Source organism: Sphingobacterium sp. xlx-130 (assembly GCF_011007405.1).
GTDB classification, from domain to species: Bacteria; Bacteroidota; Bacteroidia; order Sphingobacteriales; family Sphingobacteriaceae; genus Sphingobacterium; species Sphingobacterium luzhongxinii.
This window is the reverse complement of record NZ_WFKN01000008.1, coordinates 228,344-254,857: the sequence shown is the minus strand read 5'-3', so window position 1 is coordinate 254,857 and position 26,514 is coordinate 228,344. Positions and strand designations below refer to the sequence as shown.

The following is a 26,514-nucleotide window of genomic DNA, read 5'->3' as shown; positions in this document are numbered from 1 at the left end:
ATAAGTTAAAATGCTTGCACTAGCCAGCTAAAAGCCATAATTGATATCACACATGAAGGTTTTTTCGTAACTTCGCATCGTATGTCTGATATTATTCAATTACTTCCAGATTCCGTTGCCAATCAGATCGCAGCTGGTGAAGTGGTTCAGAGACCCGCTTCGGCAGTGAAAGAACTTATAGAAAATGCTATTGATGCTGGAGCAGATAGAATTAAGCTTATTGTTAAAGATGCGGGAAAAACATTAATTCAGGTCATAGACAATGGCTGTGGAATGAGTATAACTGATGCCCGTCTGTGTTTTGAACGCCACGCTACCAGTAAGATCCGAAAAGCGGAAGATCTTTTTGCAATTCGCACAATGGGCTTTCGGGGCGAAGCTATGGCCTCAATTGCCGCGATAGCACAAGTAGAATTAAAGACCAAACGTGTAGAGGACGAACTAGGTACCATCGTGAATATTGAAGGATCAAAAGTTATTGATCAACATCCTGAAGCTCTTCCCTCTGGAACTAGCATCGCAATAAAAAATTTATTTTATAACATCCCGGCCCGCCGAAACTTTCTGAAAAGTAATTCTGTTGAAATGCGTCATATAATAGATGAATTTCAGCGCATATCACTAGCTAATCCAAGCCTATTTTTTAGTCTCCACAGCGATAATAATGAGATCTTTCATCTGTCACCAGGAAGCTTAAAACAGCGAATTGTTCACCTATTTGGCAATAACTACAATCAAAAACTAGTCCCAGTAGAAGAGGAAACAAGTATTATCAATATTCAAGGATTTATTGGAAAACCAGAATACGCAAAAAAAACAAGGGGCGAACAATTTTTCTTTGTCAACAAAAGATTCATCAAGGATCATTATTTGAATCATGCTATAATGAATGCCTATGAGGAGGTGTTGACAGCTGATAGTTTCCCGCTTTATGTCTTGTTTATTGAAATAGATCCAGCAAAGATTGATATCAACGTACACCCCACAAAAACGGAGATCAAATATGAGGATGAAAAAGCTATATATGCCATCCTACGTTCTGCAGTCAAACGTTCTTTGGGCAGATATAATATAGCGCCTTCACTTGATTTTAACCAAGAGACCAGCTTTAGTAACCTGATTTCAGCCAAGCCTCTCGACGAAATCCAAGCGCCAACGATATCATTCAATCCTAACTTCAATCCATTTGAAGGAGGAAGTGAACCTTCTACGTTGTCTAAAACTTCCCGGGCAGAAAGTTATTCCAAGGGTCTAGAGAAAAAAATCGGGATACCTCAAAATTGGGATACCTTGTACCAAATTGCTGAACAAGAAGATCCTATTCAACTACCGCTCCTTCCAGCAGAACCCGATACCGATGAGGTATTTCAATCCAACAGTGACAACAAGAAGGTCTTTTTTCAATTACACAACAGGTATATTCTTTCTCAAATTCACTCGGGTTTTATGCTTATCGATCAACAAGCAGCCCACGAACGGATCTTATTTGAACAGTACAAGGAACATTTGGAAAACAACAAAGGTTCAAGCCAACAAAGTCTTTTTCCGAGTACCCTTGAGCTTTCGGCTTCTGATTTCGCGTTAATGGGCGAACTTCTACCTGAGCTTCAGACATTAGGCTTTCAGTTACGACCATTCGGAAAGACAACATACATCATCGATGGAATTCCAGCTGACCTTGGAACTAACGTTAATGAAGCTAAAATTGTCGATCAATTGTTGGAGGATTACAAAAACAATGCCTCACAACTTACCCTTACAAAAAGAGAGAACCTAGCGAGGAGCTTAGCTAAAAATGCCGCGATCAAACCGGGCACACCACTAGATAACGAATCTATATCCGATTTGATCGATGCACTATTTGCATGTGAAAGTCCTAATATTTCTATACATGGAAAACCTACAATTGTGACTATCACGTTGCAGGAATTGATGGAAAAATTCAACAAAATTTAAAGAAAGCATAGATGAATAACTTACTTGATAACCTTACGCCAGTAGTCAAAAACCTACTAATTATAAATATCATATGCTTCATAGGTTCATTAATTTTTGAACCCGCAACCAGATGGTTTGGTGTGTACTATCCCGACTCTCCATTCTTCCACGTATGGCAACCTATCACCTATATGTTTATGCATGGTGGGTTTAGCCATATTTTCTTTAACATGTTTGCATTGGTTATGTTTGGCCCAATTATCGAACGCATGTTTGGATCAAAACGTTTCTTAAATTATTATCTTATCTGTGCTTTAGGTGCATTAGTTCTTCAGTACGGAGTACAGGCTGTAGAGGTACAACAGATAACAGGAAATATGAGAGCGAGCACCTTTCTTAATTTTGACTTTGCACAAGACCGTGTATCTACTTCTTTACCTCTTACCAAAGACAAATTTGACACCTTAATCTCTATCTATGGAACACCCATGGTAGGTGCTTCCGGCGCAATATTCGGATTATTACTTGCGTTTGCCTACTTATTCCCGAATATGCCTTTGTATTTCATGTTTATACCGGTACCCATAAAGGCAAAATATTTTGTCGGCGCTTATATTCTTATAGAAGTTTATCTTGGCTTCAACAATTCAGGTTCTTCGATAGCCCATCTAGCCCATGTTGGTGGAGCATTATTTGGCTATATATTGATCAAAGCATGGAAGATAAAAAAGGGTTATTATTAGCGAATGGTGATGCTTCAAGGATAAAGGGCATATAACATAAATAAAATGACATGAAGGAAAATGTCTTAAAATCATTTATTAGAGACACGTATAAAAACACGTCACCTATCCCTTATATCATCACGGGACAGGTTTTCATGTTTGTTTTACTTCATATTTTCGAACTACTAACATTTGACGAAATCGTATCTTTGGATCTTTTCAAATGGACATATGAGCACCTAAGTCTCCCTATGTCATTCAAGGCATTCATTCAACAACCATGGACAATAGCAACACATGCGTTTTTATACCAAGGGATTTTTAACCTTCTGTTCGATTGTCTTTGGTTATACTGGATTGGCAATATTTTTCTAAACTTTCTAAACAACAGGCAGTTTCTCACTGTATTTATAGGCGGTATATTGCTGGGTGGATTAGTTTTTCTAGGGATAGGCTCATTGCCTTATTACTCCAATCAAACAGCTTACTGGAACACTACAGCACTTGGATTAGCCGCCTTGATCAGCAGTGTGACGATATTAGTTCCCAATTTAGAGGTACGTCTATTCATCTTTGGGAATGTCAAGTTGAAAACAATAGCGTTAATATATCTTGCGCTCGAGTTTGGATTTCTGATGGTAAGTAATCCAGTTACAGCGGTTGCTTATCTATTCATGGCCGGTTTTGGTATATGTTTTATGTGGCAACTCCAAAAAGGAAATGATTGGAGCAAATTTTTCAAAAGAGGTAAACCACGCCAGCATCTCAAAGTCGTACAGGGTCAAAAACAACAACATATTATCGAAAAAAGAAGACACCATTCAGATTTACCCAATCAAGAACTTATTGATCAAATACTGGACAAAATTTCTATAAGTGGTTATGAAAGTCTAAATTCGCAGGAGAAAGAGGTGCTTTTTAAAGCCAGTAAGCAGGATCAGTAATGACAAATCGCTCATTTTTCCGCAAACGACTTGGGTATTTTAGCAGAACGATATTTATTACAAATATTCTTGCTATAATCGCTTTATTATTGAGCTATTCAGCCTCTTTCATTGACCCTCAACAATTTTGGCCCATTGCTTTTTTCGGCCTAGCTTTCCTTCCTATTTTAATTATCAATATGGGCTTCATTATTTATTGGTTATTAAGAAAAAAAAGATATATCCTGCTTAGTTTACTAGCCATTATATCAGGTTGGACCCTATTGGGCAAACATATTAATTTCAGAAATAGCAACGACAAAATTGTTGTTAAAGCGGACACGACGCTAAGAGTGATGAGCTTTAACGTACATCTTTTTGAAAGATATGACAGTCCAAAGGATAATTTTAAGGAAGAAACAGCAGAACTAGTTAATACTGTCAACCCGGATATTGTTTGCTTTCAAGAGTTTTACAGTCGCATCAGAGGATCTCGTCAATTCACCAAAATATTAAAAGAAGAATGTAAATTTGAAGATTATTACTTCGAACCCGTCTCAAAAAATGACTATGAGGGCTATGGCCAAGCTATATTTTCAAAATTCCCCATCATAGATCATGGAACTATCTTTAAAAACGGCTATGGTATCAACCGGATTATATTTGCAGATATCAAACGAGAAGCAGATACGCTGCGCGTATATAACGTACACTTGCGCTCGTTTGCCTTTCAAGAAGAAGATAAAGAGTTTATACAAAAGTCGGCTACAGCACAACTTAAAGATGAGCAGAAAACAAAACGTGTAGGGCGTAAGCTCAAAACAGCATTTACCAACCGCAGTGAACAAGCTAAATCATTACGCAAACACATTGAATCGTGTCCCTACCCTTACATAGTGATGGGAGACTTTAACGACACCCCCATGTCGTACAGTGTCAATACCGTCGGACAGGGTATGTACAATGCGTTCGAAGAGAAGGGGTTTGGCTGGGGAGTTACCCATTTCGGATTACTGCCATTATTTCAGATTGACTATATCTTTTGCGAAAAATCCATTACCGTGGACAATTACGGAATTGTTAACGAACGACTATCTGATCACTATCCCATATGGGCAGACCTTATTCACTAACTATTGGTTGATGAAACTGACGAAGCAGGGACCAATAGCTCAACAGCCTTCCTTACATACTCATCTTTTCGATTCTTCACTTTAAAATAAGCCTCTCTACCAAAGTAATAACGGCCAACGATAGCTTCAATATCGGATTGAATAAGTTTTAAAAGTCCCTTACTTCTTTGCTCATTCACAATTATATTTCGATCCTTCAGATACAGAATGAATTTATCGTATTCTAACTGGGGTAGATGATATCCCTGAATAAAGTTCTCAATAGAATAAGCTGGTAACTGCTTGGTAAATCGTTCATAGACAAACTGCTCCAGATAACTTGACTTTACAATATCTTGATACAAAAGACTGACTTCGTTAGAATCTACAGAGATATTAACATCAGGCTTTATTCCCCCTCCACTAAACAACTCTCTACCGGCCAGCGTTTTGTACATTTGGGCATTTGCAAATGTGGTATCTAAGACCCATAATCCTTTATACATGCTCGCATAGTCAATCATATTTGACCAGTTGGCCGTGTATTTCTTTTGTATGCTCCGTCCTAATGGGGTATAGTATCTGGAAATACTCAGATTTATTCTCGAACCATCCAAAAAGTCAAACTGTTCCTGAACGATACCTTTACCATATGACCTTCTTCCGACAACGGTAGCCCTATCCCAATCCTGTACCGCACCGGCCACTATTTCCGATGCCGAAGCCGTCCCCTCGTTAATTAATACGATTAGCTTACCCTCTGTATACTCGCCTGCGCCCTCCGAGTAGTATTCTCGTTTATTCTCATGGGCCCCCTCGGTGTATACTAACATTTTACGATCATTAAAAAACTCACTCGCAAGACGTAGCGCAACATGAAAATAACCACCACCATTATCACGAAGATCTAAGATCAGATTTTGAGCGCCCTGCTTCTTCAGTTCTTTAATACTTGCCTTAAAATCTTCAGCGGTCTTCAAGCCAAATCGCCGTATCCTTACATACCCAATAGTAGGCCTCACCATGTATGAAACATCAACCGAACTAACTTTGATTTGATCACGCACTACATGAAAGGGCGCTCTCCTCTCATAATTATCTCTCGCCACATATATAGCAACAGAAGACCCTTTCTTTCCCCGAATCATTTTGTCAACTGTATTTTGTCCGACTTTGCGCCCCGCCACATGAATAGAGTCAATTCTAAGAATGCGATCCCCTACTTTCAATCCTGCTTTTTCTGCCGGTCCATCAGCGATAACCCCTACGACTAATAATGTATCATTAAGGTTAAAAAACTCTAAACCGATCCCTTCAAACGTCCCTTCTAATGCTTCGGACTGAGCTTGGGATTCATTGGGCAATAAATAAGATGAATACGGATCCAAGTGGGCGACTATATGATTTATCGCACCGTTCTGTAAAGAGTCAACATTTAAACTATCCACATAGCTGTTAGATAGTAGATCAAGAACTTGTTGAATCTTATATGAATTATCAGACAATCCTATAGGTACCAGCGAACTACCTGGATTATTACTCTGTTGGTCTACATAATTTTGTCCGAGAATTAATCCTAAAAACAAAGTTGCCGCATAAGTTGCAGCTACAAAAATATTCCGTCCAGTACCTTTTTGCATTTATTTAACCCGTTGCAATTAAACTAGGATTTAAACTGTTGTAAATTGGGGGGTTCCCTCAAAAAAACACAACATACAAAGATACCAAAATAACTCCCAAACTATTAAAAGTCAACAAATAATTCCCAACATTTTCATAATTCTTAGAAAATAGGATGAAGAGTGAGAATTACATTGCAGATAAAAACGAAATTATTTAGGTTTGGGAAATTTTTAACAGCTATGCACGAGATCGAACCTTATTATCAATGGCGAGATGATTATATTGCTTCAGAAGACGAAAAATCGCCATTTTTTGGAACGATCTATAGTGAATTTGAATTTGATAAACAGATCTACAATTTCCTCCTTCATCCGCAATGGGATGATTTTGGCTCTCAGACCCTCTATCTAAAAATATTATTCGTCGATTACGAACATGGCTATGCTATCATAGAGCTCATCGGCGAATGGAATGATGCTATCTACAATGACGTTATGCTCCTTAAGCGAGAGATTATTGATGTATTGGGACAAGAAGGTATTACAAAATATATACTTATTGGTGAGAATGTACTCAATTTCCACGCTTCAGATGACTCTTATTATGAAGAATGGTTTCAAGATATCGAAGAGGGTTGGATAGCTGGATTGCATTTCCGTGAACATGTCATACAGGAGTTTCAGTGTGCAAATATAGATTACTACATCAACTTTGGGGGCCTTTTAAACGAAATACCATGGCGAAGCTTAAAGCCAAGGCAACTGTACCATCATATACGTGAACATCTACAAAAAAGACTAGAGCTATAAATAACTGTAAGCTCCAATTGCAACAAATTAGCTAAAATTAACCAATCTACTGCTGTTTTTCCATTTTATAACTTGCCTATTCTCTGTATTATTAACTAACTTTGTCTCCAGGGATTTCGGACGGCAAGAAGAAGGTTGCGAAATCGTATTTTTGAATTTTAATTTTTTACTTTAACATTATGGCTTTCAGAATAGAAAAAGATACCATGGGTGAAGTTCAAGTACCTGCAGACAAGTACTGGGGCGCACAAACAGAACGTTCACGCAATAATTTCAAAATAGGCCCATCAGCTTCAATGCCCCATGAGATTATCGAGGGCTTCGCTTACTTGAAAAAAGCAGCTGCTTACGCCAACCATGAATTAGGTGTACTTCCTATCGAAAAACGCGATGCTATCGCAACTGTTTGTGATGAAATATTAGCCGGGAAATTAGACGATCAATTTCCATTGGTGGTTTGGCAGACTGGATCTGGAACACAATCCAATATGAACGTTAATGAAGTTATCGCCAATCGTGCCCAAGTCTTGGCAGGCAGAAATATAGGAGAAGGCGAACCTGTCCTAAAAGCAAATGATGATGTTAACAAATCACAATCATCCAACGACACTTTTCCTACAGGCATGCATATCGCTGCTTACAAAGCTGTGGTAGAGATAACAATACCAGGTGTTGAGAAGCTTCGTGACACGCTAAAACGTAAATCAGAAGAATATATGAACGTGGTCAAAATAGGTCGTACGCACCTTATGGATGCTACACCATTGACATTAGGCCAGGAGTTATCTGGGTACGTGGCGCAGTTAAATTATGGGATTAAAGCTGTAAAAAACACATTAGAACACCTGTCTGAGGTGGCTTTAGGTGGAACAGCAGTAGGAACTGGTCTGAATACACCTAAGGGATATGATGTCACTGTTGCTAAATATATTGCAGAGTTTACAGGCCATCCGTTCGTTACTGCAGAAAATAAATTCGAAGCACTGGCTGCACACGATGCTATTGTGGAAACACATGGTGCTTTAAAACAACTTGCTGTATCACTCAATAAGATTGCAAATGATATCCGTATGTTAGCTTCCGGACCTCGCTCTGGTATCGGAGAGATATTAATCCCAGAGAATGAACCGGGCTCTTCTATTATGCCAGGAAAGGTAAACCCTACGCAATGTGAGGCTCTTACTATGGTCGCAGCTCAGGTTATGGGCAATGATGTAGCAATCACCATTGGCGGTACACAAGGTCATTATGAATTGAATGTTTTCAAACCAGTAATGGCTGCTAACTTCTTACAATCAGCTCGCCTGATTGGAGATGCATGTATTTCCTTTGAAGAGCACTGTGCTATAGGGATCGAACCTAACTACGCACGTATCAAGGAACTTGTAGATAACTCGTTAATGTTAGTTACTGCCTTAAACACAAAAATAGGCTACTATAAAGCTGCAGAAATTGCGCAAACCGCGCATAAAAACAACTCAACCTTAAAAGAAACAGCAATAGCTCTAGGTTATGTTACAGCTGAGCAGTTTGATGAATGGGTAAAACCAGAAGAAATGGTGGGTAGTTTATAATAACCGGGTGGAAAAACGCTTAAAATCAAAAAATAACAAACAGGCATGCTTAATTTTTTTATTAGGCATGTTCTCTTTGTTTACTGCCTGTCAACGTCATTCTGAAATGCAAACCAAAGGAGTCTCCTTTCTTCAAGGGGTATGGACACAAGACAGTATTCCTCAACAGGATCAAATGTTGACTTTTGCATTACATGAATTCACCTTCACCTGTGATTCTATATACACCAAAATGCACGTAAGATCTAAAACTAAAACGATCCCCGACAGCTGCTTCGGCGATGGGTTTTGGAGCGAGTACGCCAAAGGTGTCTATGTATTACGTGGAGACAGTATTATAGTAGAAGGTATCTATACAAAAGAAAACGGAAAGCAAAAGATATCCGGCTGTTACAAAAGTGGTCAATACCTCCCGAGATTTAAATTAGTATACCATGATAAAGACTCTTTAGTATTGGAAAATAAATTTGATTCCCGTCCAATCATTCTACGAAAAATTAAAGATATCACTTGTGTGCCTAAAAAACGCTGGGAGATGTAAGAAAACTAAATGAGCCGCAACAGAATTGCGGCTCATTTAGTTAATTGATCAGCTTCGATTCGTCCGAAGATTTCAACAAGTTTGCTTTTAGTTCATTTTCAGACTGTAATAACTCCTGCTCTACTATTTTGCGTTTTTCTCTTCCGTCTCGTTGTATCTGTAGCACCTGCTCAATCGTACTAATAATATCCACATTTGCTTTTTTTATCGTCTCTATATCGACAATCCCACGTTCTGTCTCCCGCGCCACATTGATCGTAGACTCTTTAAGCATTTCTGAATTTTTACGTAACAGTTCATTGGTTGCATCCGTGACAGCCTTCTGCGCATCCAGTGCACGTTGGGCATGAGCAATACCTAAAGTGAGTACCATTTGGTTTTTCCATAACGGCAAGGTATTGACAATACTGGATTGAATTTTTTCCATTAAAGAGCTGCTATTACTCTGGATCATCCGAATTTGTGGAGCTGTCTGCAACACGACCATTCTCGTAAGCTTTAGATCATGTATCTTGCGTTCAAAGCGTACAACATGCTGCTCCATATCTTTGTAAGCCTGTATTTTGTGTTGATCACCCGTAGATTCCGCTTCCTGCCGAAGCGCAGGTAAAGTAACATTGCGTACTTCCTGAAGCTTCTCCTCTCCAGCAGCAATATGTAAAGATAACTCTTTGAAATAATTTTGGTTTTCGATAAAAAGCTTGTCAAAGATATTAACGTCTTTCAATAAAGTTTTGTAATGTCCTTCCAACTTGAGCTCGATCTGATGGATATTCTTTTCCACCGAAGCATACTCTGTCCGCATACGCTGTATCTTCTTCTTCAAGCTATCAAAAAAGGGGATCAAGGGTTTTTTATTCAGATTCTCGTCAAATGATTTGATATCTGAACGGAGATTTAATAGGATCTCTTCCGCCCCACCCATATCTTTTGTACGAACTTGCTTCAATATTTCATTCGAAAAATTACTGACTTTCGTCTGGCTAGCTACACCAAACTGTATAATATCAGTTGTCGAATTCAAATTTATCTTCTCTCTGTATTGTTGGATCAGCGCCTTCTCTTCGTCAGAAAAGTTCACTTGCATATCTTTACTTTTGTCTTGGTTATTATCTTCGTAGGTTGTCAGATCAATAGTAGCCATAGTTTATTATTTAATCTTTTAAAAGGTTCTTATTTTTTAAGGTTTGCAGATAAACATCCGATTCAGCGGAAACATCCAGTAATCTTGATTTTATTAAATTGGTCACATCCAACTCAATTGCTGAGGCAGCTTGCGCTAAAACGGCTTCTAATTTGTTCTTAGAATCTAACGTAATCTGATTATGTAATCTTGTGTTTTCTAAATCATCGTATTCACGAAGTACATTTACAACAGTACCATGTCTTACCAAAAACTTCTCGGCCTCCTGAATATCCCTCTGTTCCAATAAATGGAACAGACGTACTATTTTACCGACATATTCTTGTATCCCCCTATGATCTATTTCTTTCTGATAATACATTAATTTCGTCACAAAAGACTGAGGTGTTTCTATTTGGGCCTGTGCTAATTCAAGACGACGCTGGTCTGCCAACGTATTAATCCAAGTCAAGGGACGTACCTCAGCCAACTCCAATCGTTGCAAATAGGATTTGGATTGATTGAGCAACAATCCATTTCCAACTATATATGAAGAGATATACCCACAAATAGTGAACAGCATTCCCTGTGACATAGCTCCAGCAAATAAGTAAAAGGAATAGAGAAGACCGACCTGTAGAAAAAGGAGAAGCCAAGATAATGCATACCACGATCTTACTTTACTTTTAGACGCCTGTGCCATCATCACCAAGGGATGAATTGGAGGAAAGAACATCAAAATAGACAGGAAAGTCCATTTTAACCGTCCAAATTCCCAACGTTTACTCTTTTTTGTCGCCCAACCCATAATGCAATTTAATTATTTTTTTTGGTAAATAACCAACTATTCATTTCTTCAAAGAATCTATTCTCAAGTCGTTATCCAATTCTTGTTCCAATTATCCTATTTTTGCGGTATGGCAGACAAAAACAGTTACATTATATACCTACGTGTCATTGCGACAGTCTTTGTTGTCCTAATACACGCCTCCACAGGTTTTCTCAACCATATTGACACGAATGCATTCGACTGGAATTATGCCAATTGGATAAATGCAGCAACACGATGTTCTGTACCTATATTTGTCGTCATCTCAGGAGCTTTGTTACTGCAAAAAGATGAAAATACGTTGAAATTTTATAAAAAACGTACTCCAAAATTAATCTATCCCTTTCTATTCTGGACGTTCGTTTATCTCCTATACTATTTTTATCGTTATACTAATTTCGAATCCTTATCGCTTGAAAGAATATTGAGCATTACCCTAGATAAGATACTTCATGGTGCTAATGCTCATCTGTGGTACTTATACATGATAATAGGCTTATATCTTGCCATTCCTTTTCTCCGAAAAATCATAATTCAATCCTCCATTAAAGAGATTGAATTGTTCTTGTTTTTCTGGCTTTTAGCTATGCTAATTTCAAATAAGGGCCTTTATGCTGTAATGCCTAAATTCGATCTCACCTTCTTTTCTGGCTATGTTGGCTACTTAGTGTTAGGATACTATCTTAGTGTCAAATCGTTTAATAAAAAAAGAATCGTATACGTTGTTGGCTATTTTCTTATGATTATAATCATTGGATGGGGTACATATCTGCTCAATAAGGATGCAAAAAAATTAAATGCTTTTTTATACAACTATCTATTTCCTACTACCGCATTGGCTACTAGCTTTCTCTTTTTATGGATCAAGGAGTGGCAAAAAGAAAACAACAATACTCCGAAATGGATCACGATAATTGACAGATATAGCTTCGGCATTTATTTAAGCCACATTATCCCCTTGAATTTTCTACACCCGCTATTATCCCAATACATGAGCACGGTTTGGGTCATTCCCTTAGCGACGATTACCACGATAATCGCTTCGACTGGAATAACGTATTTACTCCGAAAGATCCCTCTGGGAAGACATGTTAGTGGCTAAGTTCTAATTTGGAGGTAACAAGTCATTATCAAAACAACTGATAATAAAATACCGCGCCAAACCAAACGTAATTTCATCTTCACTCAATGTAGAGAGTACGACTTCGCAATTATTTAAAATCCTTCCCATAGCATATGTTTGGATTTGCTGTTGAATGGGATTCGTAATCAAAGTAGCAGCTTTTGCAAAATTTCCTCCTAGCACTACACGCTCCGGATTAAAAATCTGAACAAAGAGTGCAATCGCCTTACCTAAATTTTTCCCCAACTCTGTAATCAATTCAATGGCGTACTGATCTCCTTCGAGGGCAGCATTTATAATATGTTGAGGTTGTATATTATCACTGTTGAATTTTTTAGACAACAATGTAGGCACATTATTCGTGATATCTTGACTAGCTTTTTTTACCAACGATATCCCCGAAGCCACCGTTTCTAAACACCCTCGCTTACCACAATAGCACAGCTCACCATCTTCAATAAAACTCATATGTCCCATTTCTCCGGAGAAACCATTTTTACCCATATAAATCTCTCCCTGAGCGACTATACCTAAAGCCATCCCCCAATCCATCAAAATAGTTAAACCGTTTTCTACCTGCTTTAAAGCTCCAAAATTTTGCTCCGCATAAGTTGTCAATTTCACATCATTCACAATATATACCTTCTTAGCAAAGGCTTCTTCCAGATGATCTTTCAAATCAAAATCTGACTCGAAAAAGAAGGAATAATTTTTACCATTTGTCTTATCAATCAATCCTGGCATAGAAATAGCAACCCCAGATACATCCGACCAACTCACTCCATTCTGCATAGCGTACGCTTTAATCACTCCTTCAAATTCCTTTAAGCCCTCTAAATCTCTAGTCAGATGATTTTCATATATTTGAGATGGTGCCAAAATCTTACTATTATTATCGACAAAAGAAACCTTTACCGAAAACCTATTGACCTCAACACAGAGTACTTTAAAAATCCCATCATTCAATTGATATAAGTTAGGTTTTCGCCCCCCGATAGACTCTCCTCTTTCATTTTGAATGAGTAACTTTTGATCGATCAATTCCAAAATCAGCGTATTCAATGTAGGGAAACTTATTCCCAATACCTTCATAAGTTCATTAACAGATATGGCATCTTTAACGTATACTGCACGGAGTAGCCTATTCTTTTTCTGCATGGCACGAATTTGCTTCGGATCTGATAAATTCAACAAAAGGCTTTCTAATACACTCATAAATAGGTTTCTTAACTAAATTGACAATTTATCCATCATCAACGGCTTCTAATATACAATTTAAAACAAATAATAATAAATATAACCTTAAAAATAGAAGTTTATTAAATTATTAGCATAAAGTGCATGATGAAATTTTAAAAAATAGACAAACTAAAAAAGCTATTCCAATGGAATAGCTTTGTAAAATCTGATATCGAGCGGCCTTAGAACGGCAAATCATCATCATCCGCACCAGAAGAACTGATATCTACCGGAGCAGGCATATCTGCATAACCTGGAGTTGATGCAGATGATCCCGTATTTGCAAGCTTAGTTACGCGCCAAGCTACTAAAGAATTAAAATAAGTTGTAACTCCCTCTTTATTTGTCCAAGGACGTCCGCGAAGGTTGAATGAAACTTCAATCTCCTCACCTACGGCCAAATTATCAAAGATGTTAACTCTATCTTGTGTCGCTTCAAAGCGAATATACTCTACAAACTGTGGGTTCTCGGCGTATGCAACAATAAGATCTCTTTTCTTGAAAGACTCTGTAACCTGCTGTAAAGCACCAACTTCATGTACTTTTCCTCTGATTTCCATATTCAAAATTATTAAACGATAAAATTACACATTTTTTGCGTTCTAGATTAACTAACTTTGTAGAAATATGAAGGAAGTTTTCAACACCCCGAAAAAGGTGATCGTCACATGCAATAAAAGACTATCGCCGTACCTACAAGAAGAAGTAGTCTCCCTAGGCTTTGAGATCAAACGCGCATTCAATACGGGAGTCGAACTATATGCATCGGTGAACGAATGTATTAAGCTTAATTTAAACCTACGAACAGCAAGTCAGGTCTTGTATGAATTGGCCTCTTTCCGAGCCAACGACCCGAAGGAACTTTACGATGGTTTGATTAAAATTGAATGGGAAAATATCATCCCTTTTGATGGGTATTTTTCAGTAACCTCAAATGTTCATAACGAAACGATAACAACTCCGCTCTTTGCTAACGTGAAAGTAAAAGATGCCATAGTTGATCGTATCAAAGATAAAAAAGGGGTACGGCCGAATTCCGGGCCCGATTTTTTCAAATCTGTCATCCATCTGCATTGGATGGAAGACCGGGCTGAGATATTCTTGGATACTTCTGGTGAAACACTGGCCAAACATGGGTATAGAAAACATCCTGGCAAGGCCCCCATGCTGGAAGCATTAGCAACTTCGACCATACTGGCTACTAAATGGGATGGCAAATCCCCTTTTGTCAACCCTATGTGTGGATCTGGCACATTAGCAATTGAAGCCGCGTTAATCGCGCAGCATAGAATGCCGGGACTGCAACGTATGAATTATTCCTTTATGCATTTTATAGGGTATGATGAAAATATTTTCTTTGCTGAACGAAAGCTACTCAAAGAAAAGGCTGACAAATCACAAGTCCCTACGATCATAGCTTCAGATATAGCCGAACAAGCCATAGAAATTGCGAAAATCAATGCAAAAACAGCAGGCGTAGAACATCTTATTGATTTTCAAGTTTGTGATTTTGCAGAAACAACAGTACCAAGTGAACCGGGAGTCATTATGTTTAACCCTGAATATGGAGAACGACTAGGTACCCATACAAAACTGGAAATTACGTACAAACGGATCGGGGATTTTATGAAGCAAGAATGTAAGGGATACCGCGGCTATGTATTCACAGGAAATCCAGATCTTGCCAAAAAAATTGGGCTGAAAGCATCTAGACGTTTTGAGTTTTTTAACGGGAAACTTGATTGTAGGCTCCTGCAGTATGAATTGTACGACGGCTCTAAAGAGAACTAAAATGCAAGATATTATAGATCGTACAGCCATTTTTGTGCAAGACACACTGGAAGGAGCGGAAGCAGGTCATGATTGGTGGCATATTCAACGCGTGTGGAATAACACAAAACTAATTCTGGAAACTGAACAAGCCGATCGACTAGTATGTGAGTTGACTGCCCTATTGCACGACATAGCAGACAGTAAATTTCACGATGGCGATGAAAATTTAGGACCGCGTATAGCTGGCGAATTTCTAGCTTCTATAGGTGTAGACAAGATGATTATTGAGCATGTGCAAAATATCATTCTCAATATGTCTTTTAAATCCTCTTTGGGTAAAATAGAATTTAACTCCAAAGAATTGGAAATCGTGCAAGATGCAGATCGTCTTGACGCCATTGGTGCCATCGGCATAGCACGTGCATTCAACTATGGTGGCTTCAAGAATAGGGAACTCCACAATCCACACATCCCAATCCAATCCTCGATGGATAAAGAGGCCTACAAAAACACAAAAGCGCCAACCATAAACCATTTTTATGAAAAGCTGCTTTTGTTAAAGGATAAAATGAATACGGTAACCGCAAAAGAAATCGCCGAACAAAGACATCGCTATATGGAAGATTTTCTGCAACAATTCTATGCCGAGTGGAATGGTCTAAAATAAGTTAACTATTTCTTAACAAAAGATACCTAACTTAGGCAGTATGAAAAATAAACATACTGCCTTTTCTTTACTTATATTTTTTCTTTTTTGGGGGGCAAAAGTTCACGCTCAAAATCCAGATTCTGTCGAATTCTCAAAAGTTGAATGGCAAATTCACCCCATAAAGAAAGGAGTTGTCTGGAAGCAAGCAAATATCCAGGGAATTTTCAAGAGTCAGCAAGAGATCAATATTATAGAAATTAACTTAAAAAAGCACAGCAAAAAGATACATCTTGCTGCCTTGCCTAAAAGTAGGGAGAAGACATCTACATTAGCGCGACGACACAATGCTATATTGGCACTCAATGGAGGCTTTTTTGATATGAAAAATGGTGGCGCCGTAGATTTTACAAAGGTAAACCACCAAATTATTAATACAACCGTAGCCAAATCTGCCCGTGCCAATGCTTATCTAGCATTTGATGCTAAAAAACTAATAATCACGGATGATTCCACTCAAACCAATGATTTCCCGAACGTCCTATTAGCAGGACCTCTCCTACTAAAAGATGGATCATCCTATCCTCTTTCAAAAAACCCATTCAATGACAATAGGCATCCTCGAACCGCGATTGCCCTAAAAGAGAATACACTAATTCTTCTAACAGTAGATGGCAGAAATGCTAAATCACAAGGACTTACTTTGGGTGAACTGGAAAAAATATTGCGTTGGTACGGTTGTCAATCGGCAATGAATTTAGACGGTGGAGGCAGCACAACCATGTACATTAAAGGACAACCAGACCACGGTATTGTCAACTATCCCAGTGACAACAAACTATTTGACCATAAGGGCGAACGCGCCGTATCAAACATTATCTATTTAACAAATTAAATCTGACCTAAAATTAACTATGAAACTGTTATCAACTTTCTTGCTCTTGGCTTTTACATTAAATAGTGTATGTGCCCAATCTTCAAAAATCATTGCCCACCGTGGTGCATGGAAACACACAAACGCCCCACAGAATAGTATTGCCGCTTTACAGCAAGCTATCAAACAAAAAGTCTGGGGCAGTGAGTTTGATGTACATATGACCAAGGACGAGATATTGGTCGTAAACCATGACAACGATTTTTATGGGATGGACATAGCGTCCTCTACCTATGCCGAACTCTTAACAAAAAAGCATCCCAATGGAGAAAGTATTCCAACAGCTGAGGAATATCTTAAAGAAGGTCTAAAACAAAAAGAAACAAAATTAATCTATGAGCTTAAATCCAACCGCCTAGGGGTCGATAAGACGATCAGATCTGCCGAGCTATCGTTCGTACTTATCCAAAAACTGAAGGCAAACAAAATGGTAGAAGTGATAGCTTTCAGCTGGGACGCTTGTCTAAAGTTCAGAGCTCTGAACAAAAAACTAAAAATCCACTATCTCAATGGAGATAAAGATGCTAAAAGCCTTAAATCAGCTAATTTATCTGGTTTTGACTATAATACAGCTGTTCTAAAAAAGAACCCATCCTGGGTATCAGATGCACGCAAACTTGGTCTGAAAACCAATGTATGGACCGTAAATACGAGCGATGACATGAATTATTTCATCAAACTGGGATTAGACTATATTACCACGGACGAACCCGAACTATTAGAACGTATACTAAGCAAAAAATAAAATGAAACCATCATGATCTAGCAACTGGTAGATCACGAAGTAATTATATACAGATGAAAAAAGCGCTAATAATTATATCCTTATTTGGATACTTGATACATGGGATCGCACAAGAACTACGTGTAGCGAGTTTTAACATACGGCTAAAAACGAACAACGATATGGGTAATATGTGGGATGATCGTAAGGACCCGGTATGTGCTCTTATTCGCTTTCATGAATTTGATATCTTTGGGGTTCAAGAGGCTTTTATTGACCAAATCCAAGATATGCAGGAGCGGTTAGCCGATTATTCTTATGTTGGGGTAGGCCGTGATGATGGAGCAAGTAAAGGAGAGCATTCTGCAATATTTTACAACAATGCGCGTTTTAAAATGTTAAAGAATGGCACCTTTTGGCTATCAGACAACGATACTGAGAAACCGAATAAAGGTTGGGATGCTGCCTTGCCTCGAATATGCACGTGGGGAATTTTTCAAGACAAGAAAAATGATAAAAAACTTATTTTTATGAATACACACTTCGATCATATAGGTGTAGAGGCGAGACGAGAAAGTGCCAAACAGATTTTGTCTAAAGCAAAAGAATTAGCCAAAGATCTACCACTCATTTTGACTGGAGACTTTAATATTGATGAAAAAAATGAAGCTTACTTTACGTTAGCAAATAGTGGTATCGTTCAGGATGCCTACGAGCTCGCTCCAATAAAGTATTCGCCCAACTCGACATTCAATGGCTGGGGTAAAAGCTTGAAACCAAAAGGGAGAATTGACCACATATTTATTACCAACCCCTTTAAAGTTTTAAAATTCGGCATATTAACAGACACATACATGGGAAAATTCCCTTCTGATCATTTCCCTATACTTAGCGTACTCAAGTGGTAGGTTTCTAGCTTATACTTTCGTATTTTTGCACGTTAATAAAAGGTACATGAACACGATAAATATTCTAGCCATAAGCTTAGCTTCTATTTCATTTTTTTTTGGGATAGAAGCTACTGCACAAACAAAGCGTTCAAAAAAATCTTCAATTGGAGGCAAAGCTGCTTCAACAGTCACCACTCCGTCGCAGACTAACGCAAATACAATAACACAAACCCAAGCCATTACTGGTATTAAGCAGGCCTTAGGCAATGGGCTCAACAACAGTATTAATACTTTGTCTGTCAAAGATGGTTTCCTAGGAAATGCTGCAGTCAAGATATTGATGCCTAAGGAAGCGCAGCAAATAGAAAAAACACTTCGTTCTATCGGTATGGGGAGCCTTTGTGATCAGTTTGTGACCAGCTTGAACAGAGCAGCGGAATCTGCGGTCAAAGAAGCCGCTCCTGTATTTGTAAACTCGTTAGCACAAATGACCGTAAACGATGCTTTTAATATCCTGCTAGGAACACAACAAGATGCCGCAACATCCTTTTTCAAACGGACTACTTCTGCTACGTTAACCAGCAAATTCAAACCTATAGTAGAATCTGCATTAGGAAAAAACAACGTAAGTACTTATTGGACCCAGTTGACTTCTGCCTATAACAATCTACCCCTAGCCAACACTAAAATTAACACAGACTTAAACGCATACGTTACACAAAAAGCCATTGATGGTCTTTTTGTACAAGTCGCCGATGAAGAGATTAAAATAAGACAAAATATTAGTGGATCTAGAAATTCTAACATTCTTAATGATGTTTTTGGATGGGTAGATAAACAAAAATAGACGACAATATTATATTTAAACATTTAAAATATGGATTACCAAAAGATCAATACCATAAAAGACTTTCAAGTTGCTGAACACTTTATTCGATATGTACAGATAGATACACAATCGGACAGCGGCTCTGCGACATTCCCTTCAACGACAAAACAGCTAAACCTTAGTCGACTACTTGTTGAAGAACTTTTGGCTATGGGTATAAAAGACGCTCAGCTTGACAAAAATGGGTATGTATACGGGACGATTCCATCCAACACGGAGAAAAAAGTACCTGTTATCTGCTTTTGTTCACATGTAGATACCTCTCCAGATTGCTCGGGAAAGGATGTAAAACCGATCATCCACTCCAATTATCAGGGACAGGATCTTGTTCTTCCGGATGACAACAGTGTGGTTATCCGGTTTTTGGAGCATAGAGACCTAGCCGAACAAATTGGTAACGATGTAATTACAGCCTCAGGAACCACACTCTTGGGTGCTGACGACAAAGCAGGGGTCGCTGAAATCATGGAAGCTGCACGGCTACTGATAAACACCCCTGAGATCAAGCACGGTGATATCAAGATTCTTTTTACACCTGACGAAGAAATAGGTCGTGGCGTAGACTTTGTCAACCTTGAACATCTAGGCGCTCAATTCGCGTATACGATGGATGGTGAAAAGGCGGGTACTATCGAGGATGAGACCTTTTCTGCTAATACTGCTAAGATCACGATACATGGGGTATCGGTACATCCAGGCTTTGCCAAAAACAAAATGCAGAGTGCGATCAAGATTGCGGCAAAAATTATTGACTCCTTGCCACAAGATCGTTTGTCTCCTGAAAGTACTTCGGACAAGCAAGGTTTTATTCACCCTACAAATGTGAGTGGCACTGTAGAAAAAGCCACAATAGACTTTATCGTCAGAGATCATGTGACAGCGAATCTTCAGCAACATCAATCGGAGCTCGATAATCTTGTTAAAGAGATCATTGCAAATTACCCGGGCTGTACCTATACAGTAGAAAGTAAGGAACAATATCGAAACATGAAAGAAATTCTGGATCAATTTCCTCAAATTATGGAAATCGGTTTAGAAGCGATCGAACGTGTTGGCATGAAAGCTGAAAAACGAAGTATCCGGGGAGGGACAGATGGCTCAAGACTTTCATTTATGGGGTTACCTTGTCCAAACGTATTTGCTGGGGGACATGCTTTTCACGGTAAGATGGAATGGGTAAGCAGACAAGATATGGAAAAGGCAGTAAAAACGATTCTTCATATCGCAGCACTTTGGGAAGAAAAATCATAAATACATATATATATCATGGAGAAAAGAAACAATGTCTTAGATGCGATTCACTTTAGAAGAACCGTAAATCAAAATAGTTTTACCAATGCAGAGATCAGTAAAGAAGACATTTTAACTATACTGGGTGCTGCAAATGCAGCCCCAACACACAAACGTACCCAACCATGGCGCTTTGTAATTTTCAGAAAAGATGGACTACAACGCCTAGGAACTGAGCTAGCCAGGATCTACAAATCCATAACTCCTGCTGACAAGTATACAGAAGTCACAGAACAAAATATGGCAAAAAAAGCTACGATGTCTAATGTTGCTATCGCTATCGTTGTAAATTATACAGGCGATCTTCCAGAATGGGAAGAATTGGCTGCAACTGCATGTGCAGTTGAAAACCTCTGGTTGGCCGCTCACTCATTAAATATCGGAGGGTATTGGGCCACACCAGGACTAATTAACCATCTTGGACCATTTCTCAATCTAGCGGAAAATCAAAAATGTATCGGCTTATTTTACTTAGGCCATCACAATGCAGAAGCTCGCGAACCAGCACGTTCTCCTATCGAGGACAAAATTCGCTGGGAAGAATAATAAAAGCGCAAAGACGAAGAGTCTTTGCGCTTTTTATTACAGATTCAACAGGTGTACATCTATCAACATTTCTACTTCGGCCCCTCTCCATTTTGGTCCATTTTTCAAAAGCTCTACAAGCTCAGGAAAAGAATCTAAAGCTAAATCACCTTGATTAATAGATATTTGATAAGGTCTCCCTCCCTGATCAATTTTAAAATACACTAATATTTCGGTTTCCTTATGATTCTTCCCTAAATAACTATGGGTCAAATAATCTTCAAACTGCTCCCATCCATTCACCGGCTCGCCATCATATTTACCCGTATTTGCCAATCCGATCGAATAGACCTGATCCTGCATAATTTCTACTTCGGTCAAACCAGAATTTCGCTGGGGCAGGTAACGTATCAACAATAAAGTACACACCGTTATAAAAAGGACACCCGCAGTCATTCCGATGGCCAATCGTTGCCAACTGTAGAATTGCTTATTTTTCAGAGCTACGTTTTCATTAACTCGGCTCGCTAACCGTTGTTGCAATAAACTTAATTGTTTAACATCGACTCCCTTTTGTAATTTATAACCATCAATAGCATCTTGCAGAAAAGGATCCTCTAAAGCCTCTCGTTCCAACGTATACATCTCCTCCCGGCTCATCAAACCATTGACGTAGTTATGAATTCGCGATAATTGATAATTATTTTCCATCACCTTTACTCTCCATACAAATTTTTAGATTGCGCTTCCCATTTTGAATTGCACTCTTCACTTTATTTAGCTCATATCCAGTTTGCTCGGCAATATCCCTATAGCACATTTGTTCCAGATAGAATAAAAGTACGCAATCTTTCTGTTCGATATTTAGCTTTTGAACACAGTGATCCAGCTTATCAAAGTCTTCTTCCGCCCACTTAAATTCATCCCCCTCAACCAATTTCTGTTCGCTTTCAAAGAGATTGTCTTCGATATCCAAATGCACCGTCCGCTTATCCTTGCGCAACTGCATAAGACAATAGTTCTTTGTATACACATGCAACCAACTTTTGAAGTTATCGACCTCATGCAACTTTAGCTTTCCGATCAATTCTTCAAAAATATGCATAACAGCATCTTGACTACGGTCGGCATCCTGCAAATATTTGTAGCAAACACCATAAAGAAGTGACATATAAGGCGCATACAACTTTCCCAGAACATCTAAGTTTCCAGTAACTTTGTACTCCAGAAGTAGCTCCTTTTCATTCATCAACCATTCTTTTCTATATTAATGATGACCTAATATACATATTTCCATAAAAAAAAATATTTTAGTAAGCCGCTAAACCCAAATCAACCATGGTCAAATAGAAAATGACCTTGGTTAAAAAGCAAAATGACTATAGTCGAAAACGATTCAATTATAGTTCAATTTATCTAAATAGTAAAAACGCAATTATTAGGGTTACAATGACATTAAAGGTCTGCGCAATGAGAAATGCATATAGCGGCTTTTTGTTATCCTGTTTAAAAAGATCTTTAAAATTTGTCTCTAAACCTATCGATGTAAACGCCAACGCAAACCATAGCGTTTGCAAATTTTTCAAACTATCTTTAACCTGTTCCGTAGTTTCTTTTGAAACGAAAAAAGAAAACAGAAGAGACGCGAAGACAAATCCAACAACAAACTTTGGAAAACGCTCCCAAATTACTTTTAAAGTAGGCTTTTCACGTTTGGTTTCATCGTCAACAGTTTTGGAATACGTCCAATAGATACTAATAAAAAAGGCGGCGATTCCGAGCAACACATTCTGAGAGAATTTAACAATCGTACTTATCTTCAACGCCTCATCACCTACCAGAGTTCCAGAAGCCGCTACCGCTCCTGAGGTATCTATGGAACCACCCAACCACGCTCCTGTGACCTCCTGTGATAACCCCATTTTATCGGCCAGATAAGGCATAAATATCATCATTGGGATCGCCGTAATCAAGACTAGAGAAATTATATAAGAAAGCTTTTTACTATCCCCCTTTATAGCTCCCGAGGTAGCTATTGCAGCTGATACACCGCAAATAGATACTGCGCTTGAGAGCATCAGAGACATTTCCTTATCAATCTTCAACTTCTTGCACAACCAAAAGGCAAAGTACCAAACAGAAACAACCACTACAAGGGCTTGGATAAGACCGCGCGATCCCGCCTCTAATATATCTCCAAAGATTACTGTCGTCCCCAAAAGTATAAGTCCTATCTTAACGTAAAGTTCCGTACTTAGGACCTGCTTAAACCACTCAGGTAGTGTATAAAAATTACTGATCAAAAGACCTATCCCCAAACTAAAAATAACAGCCTCTAAATTATATTCCTTGACAAACTTATTACCTGCAAGAACCAATGCCAATACAGTCAACAGGTAAAGCGTGGGAAAAACAATCAATAGCGATTTGATATCCTTATTTAACAGCCATGCTCCAATTATAGCAACCATATATACCGTAACAAATTGTCCCAAAATAGCCAGTATATTTTTTGCTGAAAAAACAGTACCTCCCAAATCATGAAGATCATTCCACGTGTAGGTAGGCTTTGGAATAATAACACCAGATAAGGCTAAAAAAACAAGAGCTAGTCCCAGTATAACGACTACCCAATCTTCTGTAATTGAAAATGATTTTGAAGGCATAGTTTATGTTGATTTTATCAATTGCGCTAAAGCGCTGTGAAGATAGCTATATTTGAATTTAAAACCATCTTCTATTGTCGTTTTTGTGGTCACTGCAACCGTTTGCAACAATATACTTGCATCAATCCCTTTAAAAAAAGCTCCTATGCGAGCTACAGGAGTGGGCAAAGCAACACCGAAAGAGACTTTAGCCTCCTCTCTAAAAATCTTCATAAACTCGGCATTACGTACAGGGTGTGGACTGCAAGCATGATAAATAGATGCCGGCTCAGCTAATCCTATTATCCATAAAACCATTTCTACCAGGTCTGCTTCATGAATCCAACTGACCATTTGTCCTCCATCTCCTACTGCGCCTCCCAGTCCTATCTTTACTAAGGGAAATAATTCTGAAAACATACCTGAATCCTTTGTCAAAACGGGACTGATCCGCAAAATGACCTTCTTGGTCTCTACCAAATCTACTTCGTTAAATGTTTTCTCCCATTCATGAGCCAATAGCGCCAAAAAATCCGTTCCATAAGTCATACTCTCTTCGGAGTGAAGCCCCGCTTGTCCTCCAAAAATAGAAATTCCGGAAAAATTAATCCATAATCGAGGCGGCGATTTCAACCCCTGTATCGCTTGAGCAAGAAGCTTGGTCGGACCAACACGAGAGTCACGCAATAACTTTCGATTTCGTGCCGTAAAACGACATTGAATACTTTTTCCTGTCAGATTAATTACCGTATCTACACCTTCTAATTGCTCCACCCATTCACCTATTGTCTCGCCGTCCCAGTAGACGGTTGTCACCCCATCAATGCTTCCAACAGATTCCTTATCTCTGGTCAAAATAAACACGTCCATTCCACATGTCAAAAATGCACTAGTCAACAACCTTCCAAGATGTCCACTACCTCCTGCTAATACTATTTTCATCTCCATAAAATTGTTCTCTCTTTAATATTACCAACTTTCAACCTATTATCAAGCACGCTCTAGCCCATAATGATCCTCCAAAACCACCTTTGCTGCAGCAGCCCCACACATACCGTGTACCCCTCCTCCTGGCGGAGTTGAAGATGAGCAGATGTAAATGGATGGATTTGAAGTTCTGTATGGTGTTAACGAGCGAATAGGCCGTGTATACAGTTGACGGATATCCATTAATCCGCCATTGATGTCTCCCCCAAAATAATTTGGATTATATGCTTCCATTTCTCTCCCATTCATGGTAGAACGCGCGATAATAGTATCCTTAAATCCTGGCGCAAATCGCTCAATCTGCATTTCGATTGCCTCCGTGCGATCTGCTATAGATCCATGGGGTACATGACAATATGCCCATCCTGTATGCTTTTCGTATGGCGCCCTGCTTTTGTCAAACTGGCTGGGCTGTGCAAATAAAACAAAAGGTTTATCCACATTTTCGCCTCGATGAGAGCGCCATTCCGCTTGTGATATTTCATGAATTGAATTCCCCAAATGTACCGTAGAAGCATATTGGCTATACCCATCTTTAAAAGGGGTCGGATCAGAAAGCGCCCAGTCAATTTTAAAAACTCCCATGCCATATCTATATTTTTGCAACTGCTTCTTATAACCATCAGCCCAGGCTACCCCTTTCAAATCCAAAAGTTGTCTAGGTGTTAAATCCAAAACTAAGATTTTGTGAGGCGGTAATTCCCCGATATCACTAATCCACTGTCCCGTTTGGATCTTTCCTCCGAGAGACAGGTAATACTGTTCGAGCGCATTAGCGATAGACTGAGATCCTCCCTTAGGAATAGGCCACCCGTATTTATTACCCACAGCCATCAACAGAAGGCCGATTGCTGATGTTGCACAATTGGACAGTGGCTGTATACCATGAGCCACCATGCCAGCCCATAGTGCTTTCGCCTTCTCGGTTTTAAAACGATGGGCACTCCAAGTCGCTGGAATTAATGCACTTAAACCGAATTCGACTAAATCTAGTGGGTACTTAGGCAACCGTAAAGGCCCCATTGTATCTTGTAAAATATGATCCAATTTATCAACGACAGGTTTGAGCAAATTTAAGTAAGCTTTGCCATCACGGCCTAATCCATTAGCTGTCTGTTCAATATTCTTATAAAGTATCCCCACCTCCCCATTATCCAGTGGGTGCGCGGTTGCATATTTAGCATGAATAAAATCTAACCCGAATTGTTCGAGCGGCAAAGTTTTAAAAAAAGGAGAAGCCAGAGCCATTGGATGGATGGCTGAACAGACATCGTGTTTAAATCCTGGCAAAGTCAGCTCTTTCGTGCGCATACCACCACCAATAGTCCCTCCCCCCTCAACGATAAGTGTGTTCAAACCTTGCTTTTGAAGTGTAATGGCAGCAGCAAAACCATTCGGTCCCGAGCCTATAATTATCGCATCATATCTATCCATCCGAAAACATAAAGTATAACTAAGTTACTCACTTTAAATCAACTTAAAGACAATTCCAATAAATCCTTCATATAGGATTCGATCTTCATTTTCTTCCGGATGTACACTTCTCCCAAAAAAACGAGCTCTCGAGAGATAATTAGCTCTCCCGAGCGACTCTATATTAAGGTGGTCAGTTACTTTAAATTATAATGCAAGGTAACACCATAAGTCAACGG

At 38.8% G+C, this 26,514-nt stretch carries 26 protein-coding genes; 16 read left to right on the top strand and 10 right to left on the bottom strand.

The window, feature by feature from the left end:
• Window positions 1-81 precede the first annotated feature (81 nt).
• The 4 genes from mutL to G7B18_RS14955 all read left to right on the top strand — a co-directional run bounded on the left by mutL (window position 82) and on the right by G7B18_RS14955 (window position 4,719).
• Window positions 82-1,956 carry a DNA mismatch repair endonuclease MutL gene (gene mutL, locus G7B18_RS14970; RefSeq protein ID WP_164111293.1) on the top strand — a complete coding sequence of 625 codons (1,875 nt, stop codon included), beginning with the start codon at window positions 82-84 and terminating at the stop codon, window positions 1,954-1,956.
• An 11-nt stretch (window positions 1,957-1,967) separates the two neighbouring features.
• Window positions 1,968-2,681 (top strand): rhomboid family intramembrane serine protease, encoded by a 714-nt coding sequence (locus G7B18_RS14965; RefSeq protein WP_164111291.1) that lies wholly within the window; start codon window positions 1,968-1,970, stop codon window positions 2,679-2,681.
• Between the two features lie 50 nt (window positions 2,682-2,731).
• Window positions 2,732-3,607: a rhomboid family intramembrane serine protease gene (locus G7B18_RS14960; RefSeq protein WP_164123318.1), complete on the top strand. Its 876-nt coding sequence runs from the start codon at window positions 2,732-2,734 to the stop codon at window positions 3,605-3,607.
• Window positions 3,608-3,786: 179 nt separating this feature from the next.
• On the top strand, window positions 3,787-4,719 hold the full coding sequence (locus G7B18_RS14955) for an endonuclease/exonuclease/phosphatase family protein (RefSeq protein ID WP_240452873.1): 933 nt from the start codon (window positions 3,787-3,789) through the stop codon (window positions 4,717-4,719).
• Here G7B18_RS14955 and G7B18_RS14950 read toward each other — a convergent pair.
• Complete coding sequence (locus G7B18_RS14950) at window positions 4,716-6,338, bottom strand: S41 family peptidase (RefSeq protein ID WP_164111285.1); 1,623 nt, start codon at window positions 6,336-6,338, stop codon at window positions 4,716-4,718. The two genes, G7B18_RS14955 and G7B18_RS14950, sit on opposite strands and share 4 nt — an antisense overlap.
• A gap of 222 nt (window positions 6,339-6,560) precedes the next feature.
• On the opposite strand from G7B18_RS14950, the gene G7B18_RS14945 reads away from it, so the two are divergent.
• The 3 genes from G7B18_RS14945 (at window position 6,561) to G7B18_RS14935 (ending at window position 9,245) form a co-directional block, all read left to right on the top strand.
• Window positions 6,561-7,130, top strand: a complete 570-nt coding sequence (locus G7B18_RS14945; protein ID WP_164123317.1) for a hypothetical protein — start codon at window positions 6,561-6,563, stop codon at window positions 7,128-7,130.
• 179 nt (window positions 7,131-7,309) lie between these two features.
• Entirely contained in the window at window positions 7,310-8,704 is a 1,395-nt protein-coding gene (gene fumC, locus G7B18_RS14940; RefSeq protein WP_164111281.1) for a class II fumarate hydratase, read from the top strand.
• A gap of 106 nt (window positions 8,705-8,810) precedes the next feature.
• Window positions 8,811-9,245, top strand: a complete 435-nt coding sequence (locus G7B18_RS14935; protein ID WP_240452872.1) for a fumarate hydratase — start codon at window positions 8,811-8,813, stop codon at window positions 9,243-9,245.
• 40 nt (window positions 9,246-9,285) lie between these two features.
• Here G7B18_RS14935 and G7B18_RS14930 read toward each other — a convergent pair whose 3' ends face one another.
• Both G7B18_RS14930 and G7B18_RS14925 read right to left on the bottom strand, forming a co-directional pair.
• A complete protein-coding gene (locus G7B18_RS14930; RefSeq protein WP_164111279.1) occupies window positions 9,286-10,389 on the bottom strand; it encodes a toxic anion resistance protein in 1,104 nt (367 codons plus the stop codon).
• A gap of 10 nt (window positions 10,390-10,399) precedes the next feature.
• Window positions 10,400-11,176: a hypothetical protein gene (locus tag G7B18_RS14925; RefSeq protein WP_164123315.1), complete on the bottom strand. Its 777-nt coding sequence runs from the start codon at window positions 11,174-11,176 to the stop codon at window positions 10,400-10,402.
• Window positions 11,177-11,285: 109 nt separating this feature from the next.
• Between G7B18_RS14925 and G7B18_RS14920 the strand changes: the two genes are divergently transcribed.
• Window positions 11,286-12,299 (top strand): acyltransferase, encoded by a 1,014-nt coding sequence (locus G7B18_RS14920; RefSeq protein WP_164111274.1) that lies wholly within the window; start codon window positions 11,286-11,288, stop codon window positions 12,297-12,299.
• A 3-nt stretch (window positions 12,300-12,302) separates the two neighbouring features.
• Here G7B18_RS14920 and G7B18_RS14915 read toward each other — a convergent pair whose 3' ends face one another.
• Window positions 12,303-13,535 carry an ROK family transcriptional regulator gene (locus G7B18_RS14915; protein WP_164111272.1) on the bottom strand — a complete coding sequence of 411 codons (1,233 nt, stop codon included), beginning with the start codon at window positions 13,533-13,535 and terminating at the stop codon, window positions 12,303-12,305.
• Between the two features lie 206 nt (window positions 13,536-13,741).
• Entirely contained in the window at window positions 13,742-14,119 is a 378-nt protein-coding gene (locus tag G7B18_RS14910; RefSeq protein ID WP_164111270.1) for a DUF3127 domain-containing protein, read from the bottom strand.
• 67 nt (window positions 14,120-14,186) lie between these two features.
• Between G7B18_RS14910 and G7B18_RS14905 the strand changes: the two genes are divergently transcribed.
• Genes G7B18_RS14905 through G7B18_RS14870 form a run of 8 tightly spaced genes read left to right on the top strand, consistent with a single transcriptional unit; the run spans window position 14,187 to window position 21,251 of the window.
• Complete coding sequence (locus tag G7B18_RS14905; RefSeq protein WP_164111268.1) at window positions 14,187-15,350, top strand: class I SAM-dependent RNA methyltransferase; 1,164 nt, start codon at window positions 14,187-14,189, stop codon at window positions 15,348-15,350.
• A gap of 1 nt (window position 15,351) precedes the next feature.
• Window positions 15,352-15,999: an HD domain-containing protein gene (locus G7B18_RS14900; protein ID WP_164111266.1), complete on the top strand. Its 648-nt coding sequence runs from the start codon at window positions 15,352-15,354 to the stop codon at window positions 15,997-15,999.
• 40 nt (window positions 16,000-16,039) lie between these two features.
• Entirely contained in the window at window positions 16,040-16,873 is an 834-nt protein-coding gene (locus G7B18_RS14895; RefSeq protein WP_164111264.1) for a phosphodiester glycosidase family protein, read from the top strand.
• 19 nt (window positions 16,874-16,892) lie between these two features.
• Window positions 16,893-17,657 carry a glycerophosphodiester phosphodiesterase gene (locus G7B18_RS14890; protein ID WP_164111247.1) on the top strand — a complete coding sequence of 255 codons (765 nt, stop codon included), beginning with the start codon at window positions 16,893-16,895 and terminating at the stop codon, window positions 17,655-17,657.
• Between the two features lie 53 nt (window positions 17,658-17,710).
• Window positions 17,711-18,544 carry an endonuclease/exonuclease/phosphatase family protein gene (locus tag G7B18_RS14885; RefSeq protein ID WP_164123313.1) on the top strand — a complete coding sequence of 278 codons (834 nt, stop codon included), beginning with the start codon at window positions 17,711-17,713 and terminating at the stop codon, window positions 18,542-18,544.
• A 46-nt stretch (window positions 18,545-18,590) separates the two neighbouring features.
• Complete coding sequence (locus G7B18_RS14880) at window positions 18,591-19,373, top strand: DUF4197 domain-containing protein (protein ID WP_164111242.1); 783 nt, start codon at window positions 18,591-18,593, stop codon at window positions 19,371-19,373.
• Window positions 19,374-19,403: 30 nt separating this feature from the next.
• Complete coding sequence (gene pepT, locus G7B18_RS14875) at window positions 19,404-20,666, top strand: peptidase T (RefSeq protein ID WP_164111240.1); 1,263 nt, start codon at window positions 19,404-19,406, stop codon at window positions 20,664-20,666.
• Between the two features lie 15 nt (window positions 20,667-20,681).
• Window positions 20,682-21,251, top strand: a complete 570-nt coding sequence (locus G7B18_RS14870; RefSeq protein WP_164123311.1) for a nitroreductase — start codon at window positions 20,682-20,684, stop codon at window positions 21,249-21,251.
• A gap of 36 nt (window positions 21,252-21,287) precedes the next feature.
• Here G7B18_RS14870 and G7B18_RS14865 read toward each other — a convergent pair whose 3' ends face one another.
• The 5 genes from G7B18_RS14865 to G7B18_RS14845 all read right to left on the bottom strand — a co-directional run bounded on the left by G7B18_RS14865 (window position 21,288) and on the right by G7B18_RS14845 (window position 26,296).
• Complete coding sequence (locus G7B18_RS14865) at window positions 21,288-21,941, bottom strand: hypothetical protein (RefSeq protein ID WP_164111236.1); 654 nt, start codon at window positions 21,939-21,941, stop codon at window positions 21,288-21,290.
• Window positions 21,931-22,479 carry an RNA polymerase sigma factor gene (locus tag G7B18_RS14860; RefSeq protein ID WP_164111234.1) on the bottom strand — a complete coding sequence of 183 codons (549 nt, stop codon included), beginning with the start codon at window positions 22,477-22,479 and terminating at the stop codon, window positions 21,931-21,933. Before G7B18_RS14860 ends, G7B18_RS14865 begins: the two co-directional genes overlap by 11 nt.
• A gap of 163 nt (window positions 22,480-22,642) precedes the next feature.
• Window positions 22,643-23,896, bottom strand: coding sequence for a YeiH family protein (locus tag G7B18_RS14855; protein ID WP_164111231.1), 1,254 nt, complete (start codon window positions 23,894-23,896; stop codon window positions 22,643-22,645).
• 3 nt (window positions 23,897-23,899) lie between these two features.
• Window positions 23,900-24,817 (bottom strand): TIGR01777 family oxidoreductase, encoded by a 918-nt coding sequence (locus G7B18_RS14850; protein ID WP_164111229.1) that lies wholly within the window; start codon window positions 24,815-24,817, stop codon window positions 23,900-23,902.
• 48 nt (window positions 24,818-24,865) lie between these two features.
• Window positions 24,866-26,296 (bottom strand): phytoene desaturase family protein, encoded by a 1,431-nt coding sequence (locus tag G7B18_RS14845; protein WP_164123309.1) that lies wholly within the window; start codon window positions 26,294-26,296, stop codon window positions 24,866-24,868.
• Window positions 26,297-26,514 lie beyond the last annotated feature (218 nt).

Coding starts and splice junctions, on each gene's coding strand:
- G7B18_RS14905 (WP_164111268.1), top strand. CDS start 14,187: ATGAAGGAAGTTTTCAACACCCCGAAAAAGGTGATCGTCACATGCAAT.
- G7B18_RS14935 (WP_240452872.1), top strand. CDS start 8,811: ATGCAAACCAAAGGAGTCTCCTTTCTTCAAGGGGTATGGACACAAGAC.
- G7B18_RS14870 (WP_164123311.1), top strand. CDS start 20,682: ATGGAGAAAAGAAACAATGTCTTAGATGCGATTCACTTTAGAAGAACC.
- G7B18_RS14855 (WP_164111231.1), bottom strand. CDS start 23,896: ATGCCTTCAAAATCATTTTCAATTACAGAAGATTGGGTAGTCGTTATA.
- G7B18_RS14910 (WP_164111270.1), bottom strand. CDS start 14,119: ATGGAAATCAGAGGAAAAGTACATGAAGTTGGTGCTTTACAGCAGGTT.
- G7B18_RS14925 (WP_164123315.1), bottom strand. CDS start 11,176: ATGGGTTGGGCGACAAAAAAGAGTAAACGTTGGGAATTTGGACGGTTA.
- G7B18_RS14865 (WP_164111236.1), bottom strand. CDS start 21,941: ATGGAAAATAATTATCAATTATCGCGAATTCATAACTACGTCAATGGT.
- G7B18_RS14960 (WP_164123318.1), top strand. CDS start 2,732: ATGAAGGAAAATGTCTTAAAATCATTTATTAGAGACACGTATAAAAAC.
- fumC (WP_164111281.1), top strand. CDS start 7,310: ATGGCTTTCAGAATAGAAAAAGATACCATGGGTGAAGTTCAAGTACCT.
- G7B18_RS14895 (WP_164111264.1), top strand. CDS start 16,040: ATGAAAAATAAACATACTGCCTTTTCTTTACTTATATTTTTTCTTTTT.
- G7B18_RS14880 (WP_164111242.1), top strand. CDS start 18,591: ATGAACACGATAAATATTCTAGCCATAAGCTTAGCTTCTATTTCATTT.
- G7B18_RS14850 (WP_164111229.1), bottom strand. CDS start 24,817: ATGAAAATAGTATTAGCAGGAGGTAGTGGACATCTTGGAAGGTTGTTG.
- G7B18_RS14845 (WP_164123309.1), bottom strand. CDS start 26,296: ATGGATAGATATGATGCGATAATTATAGGCTCGGGACCGAATGGTTTT.
- G7B18_RS14920 (WP_164111274.1), top strand. CDS start 11,286: ATGGCAGACAAAAACAGTTACATTATATACCTACGTGTCATTGCGACA.
- G7B18_RS14945 (WP_164123317.1), top strand. CDS start 6,561: ATGCACGAGATCGAACCTTATTATCAATGGCGAGATGATTATATTGCT.
- G7B18_RS14915 (WP_164111272.1), bottom strand. CDS start 13,535: ATGAGTGTATTAGAAAGCCTTTTGTTGAATTTATCAGATCCGAAGCAA.
- G7B18_RS14890 (WP_164111247.1), top strand. CDS start 16,893: ATGAAACTGTTATCAACTTTCTTGCTCTTGGCTTTTACATTAAATAGT.
- G7B18_RS14955 (WP_240452873.1), top strand. CDS start 3,787: ATGGGCTTCATTATTTATTGGTTATTAAGAAAAAAAAGATATATCCTG.
- G7B18_RS14930 (WP_164111279.1), bottom strand. CDS start 10,389: ATGGCTACTATTGATCTGACAACCTACGAAGATAATAACCAAGACAAA.
- pepT (WP_164111240.1), top strand. CDS start 19,404: ATGGATTACCAAAAGATCAATACCATAAAAGACTTTCAAGTTGCTGAA.
- G7B18_RS14860 (WP_164111234.1), bottom strand. CDS start 22,479: ATGAATGAAAAGGAGCTACTTCTGGAGTACAAAGTTACTGGAAACTTA.
- G7B18_RS14950 (WP_164111285.1), bottom strand. CDS start 6,338: ATGCAAAAAGGTACTGGACGGAATATTTTTGTAGCTGCAACTTATGCG.
- G7B18_RS14900 (WP_164111266.1), top strand. CDS start 15,352: ATGCAAGATATTATAGATCGTACAGCCATTTTTGTGCAAGACACACTG.
- G7B18_RS14885 (WP_164123313.1), top strand. CDS start 17,711: ATGAAAAAAGCGCTAATAATTATATCCTTATTTGGATACTTGATACAT.
- mutL (WP_164111293.1), top strand. CDS start 82: ATGTCTGATATTATTCAATTACTTCCAGATTCCGTTGCCAATCAGATC.
- G7B18_RS14965 (WP_164111291.1), top strand. CDS start 1,968: ATGAATAACTTACTTGATAACCTTACGCCAGTAGTCAAAAACCTACTA.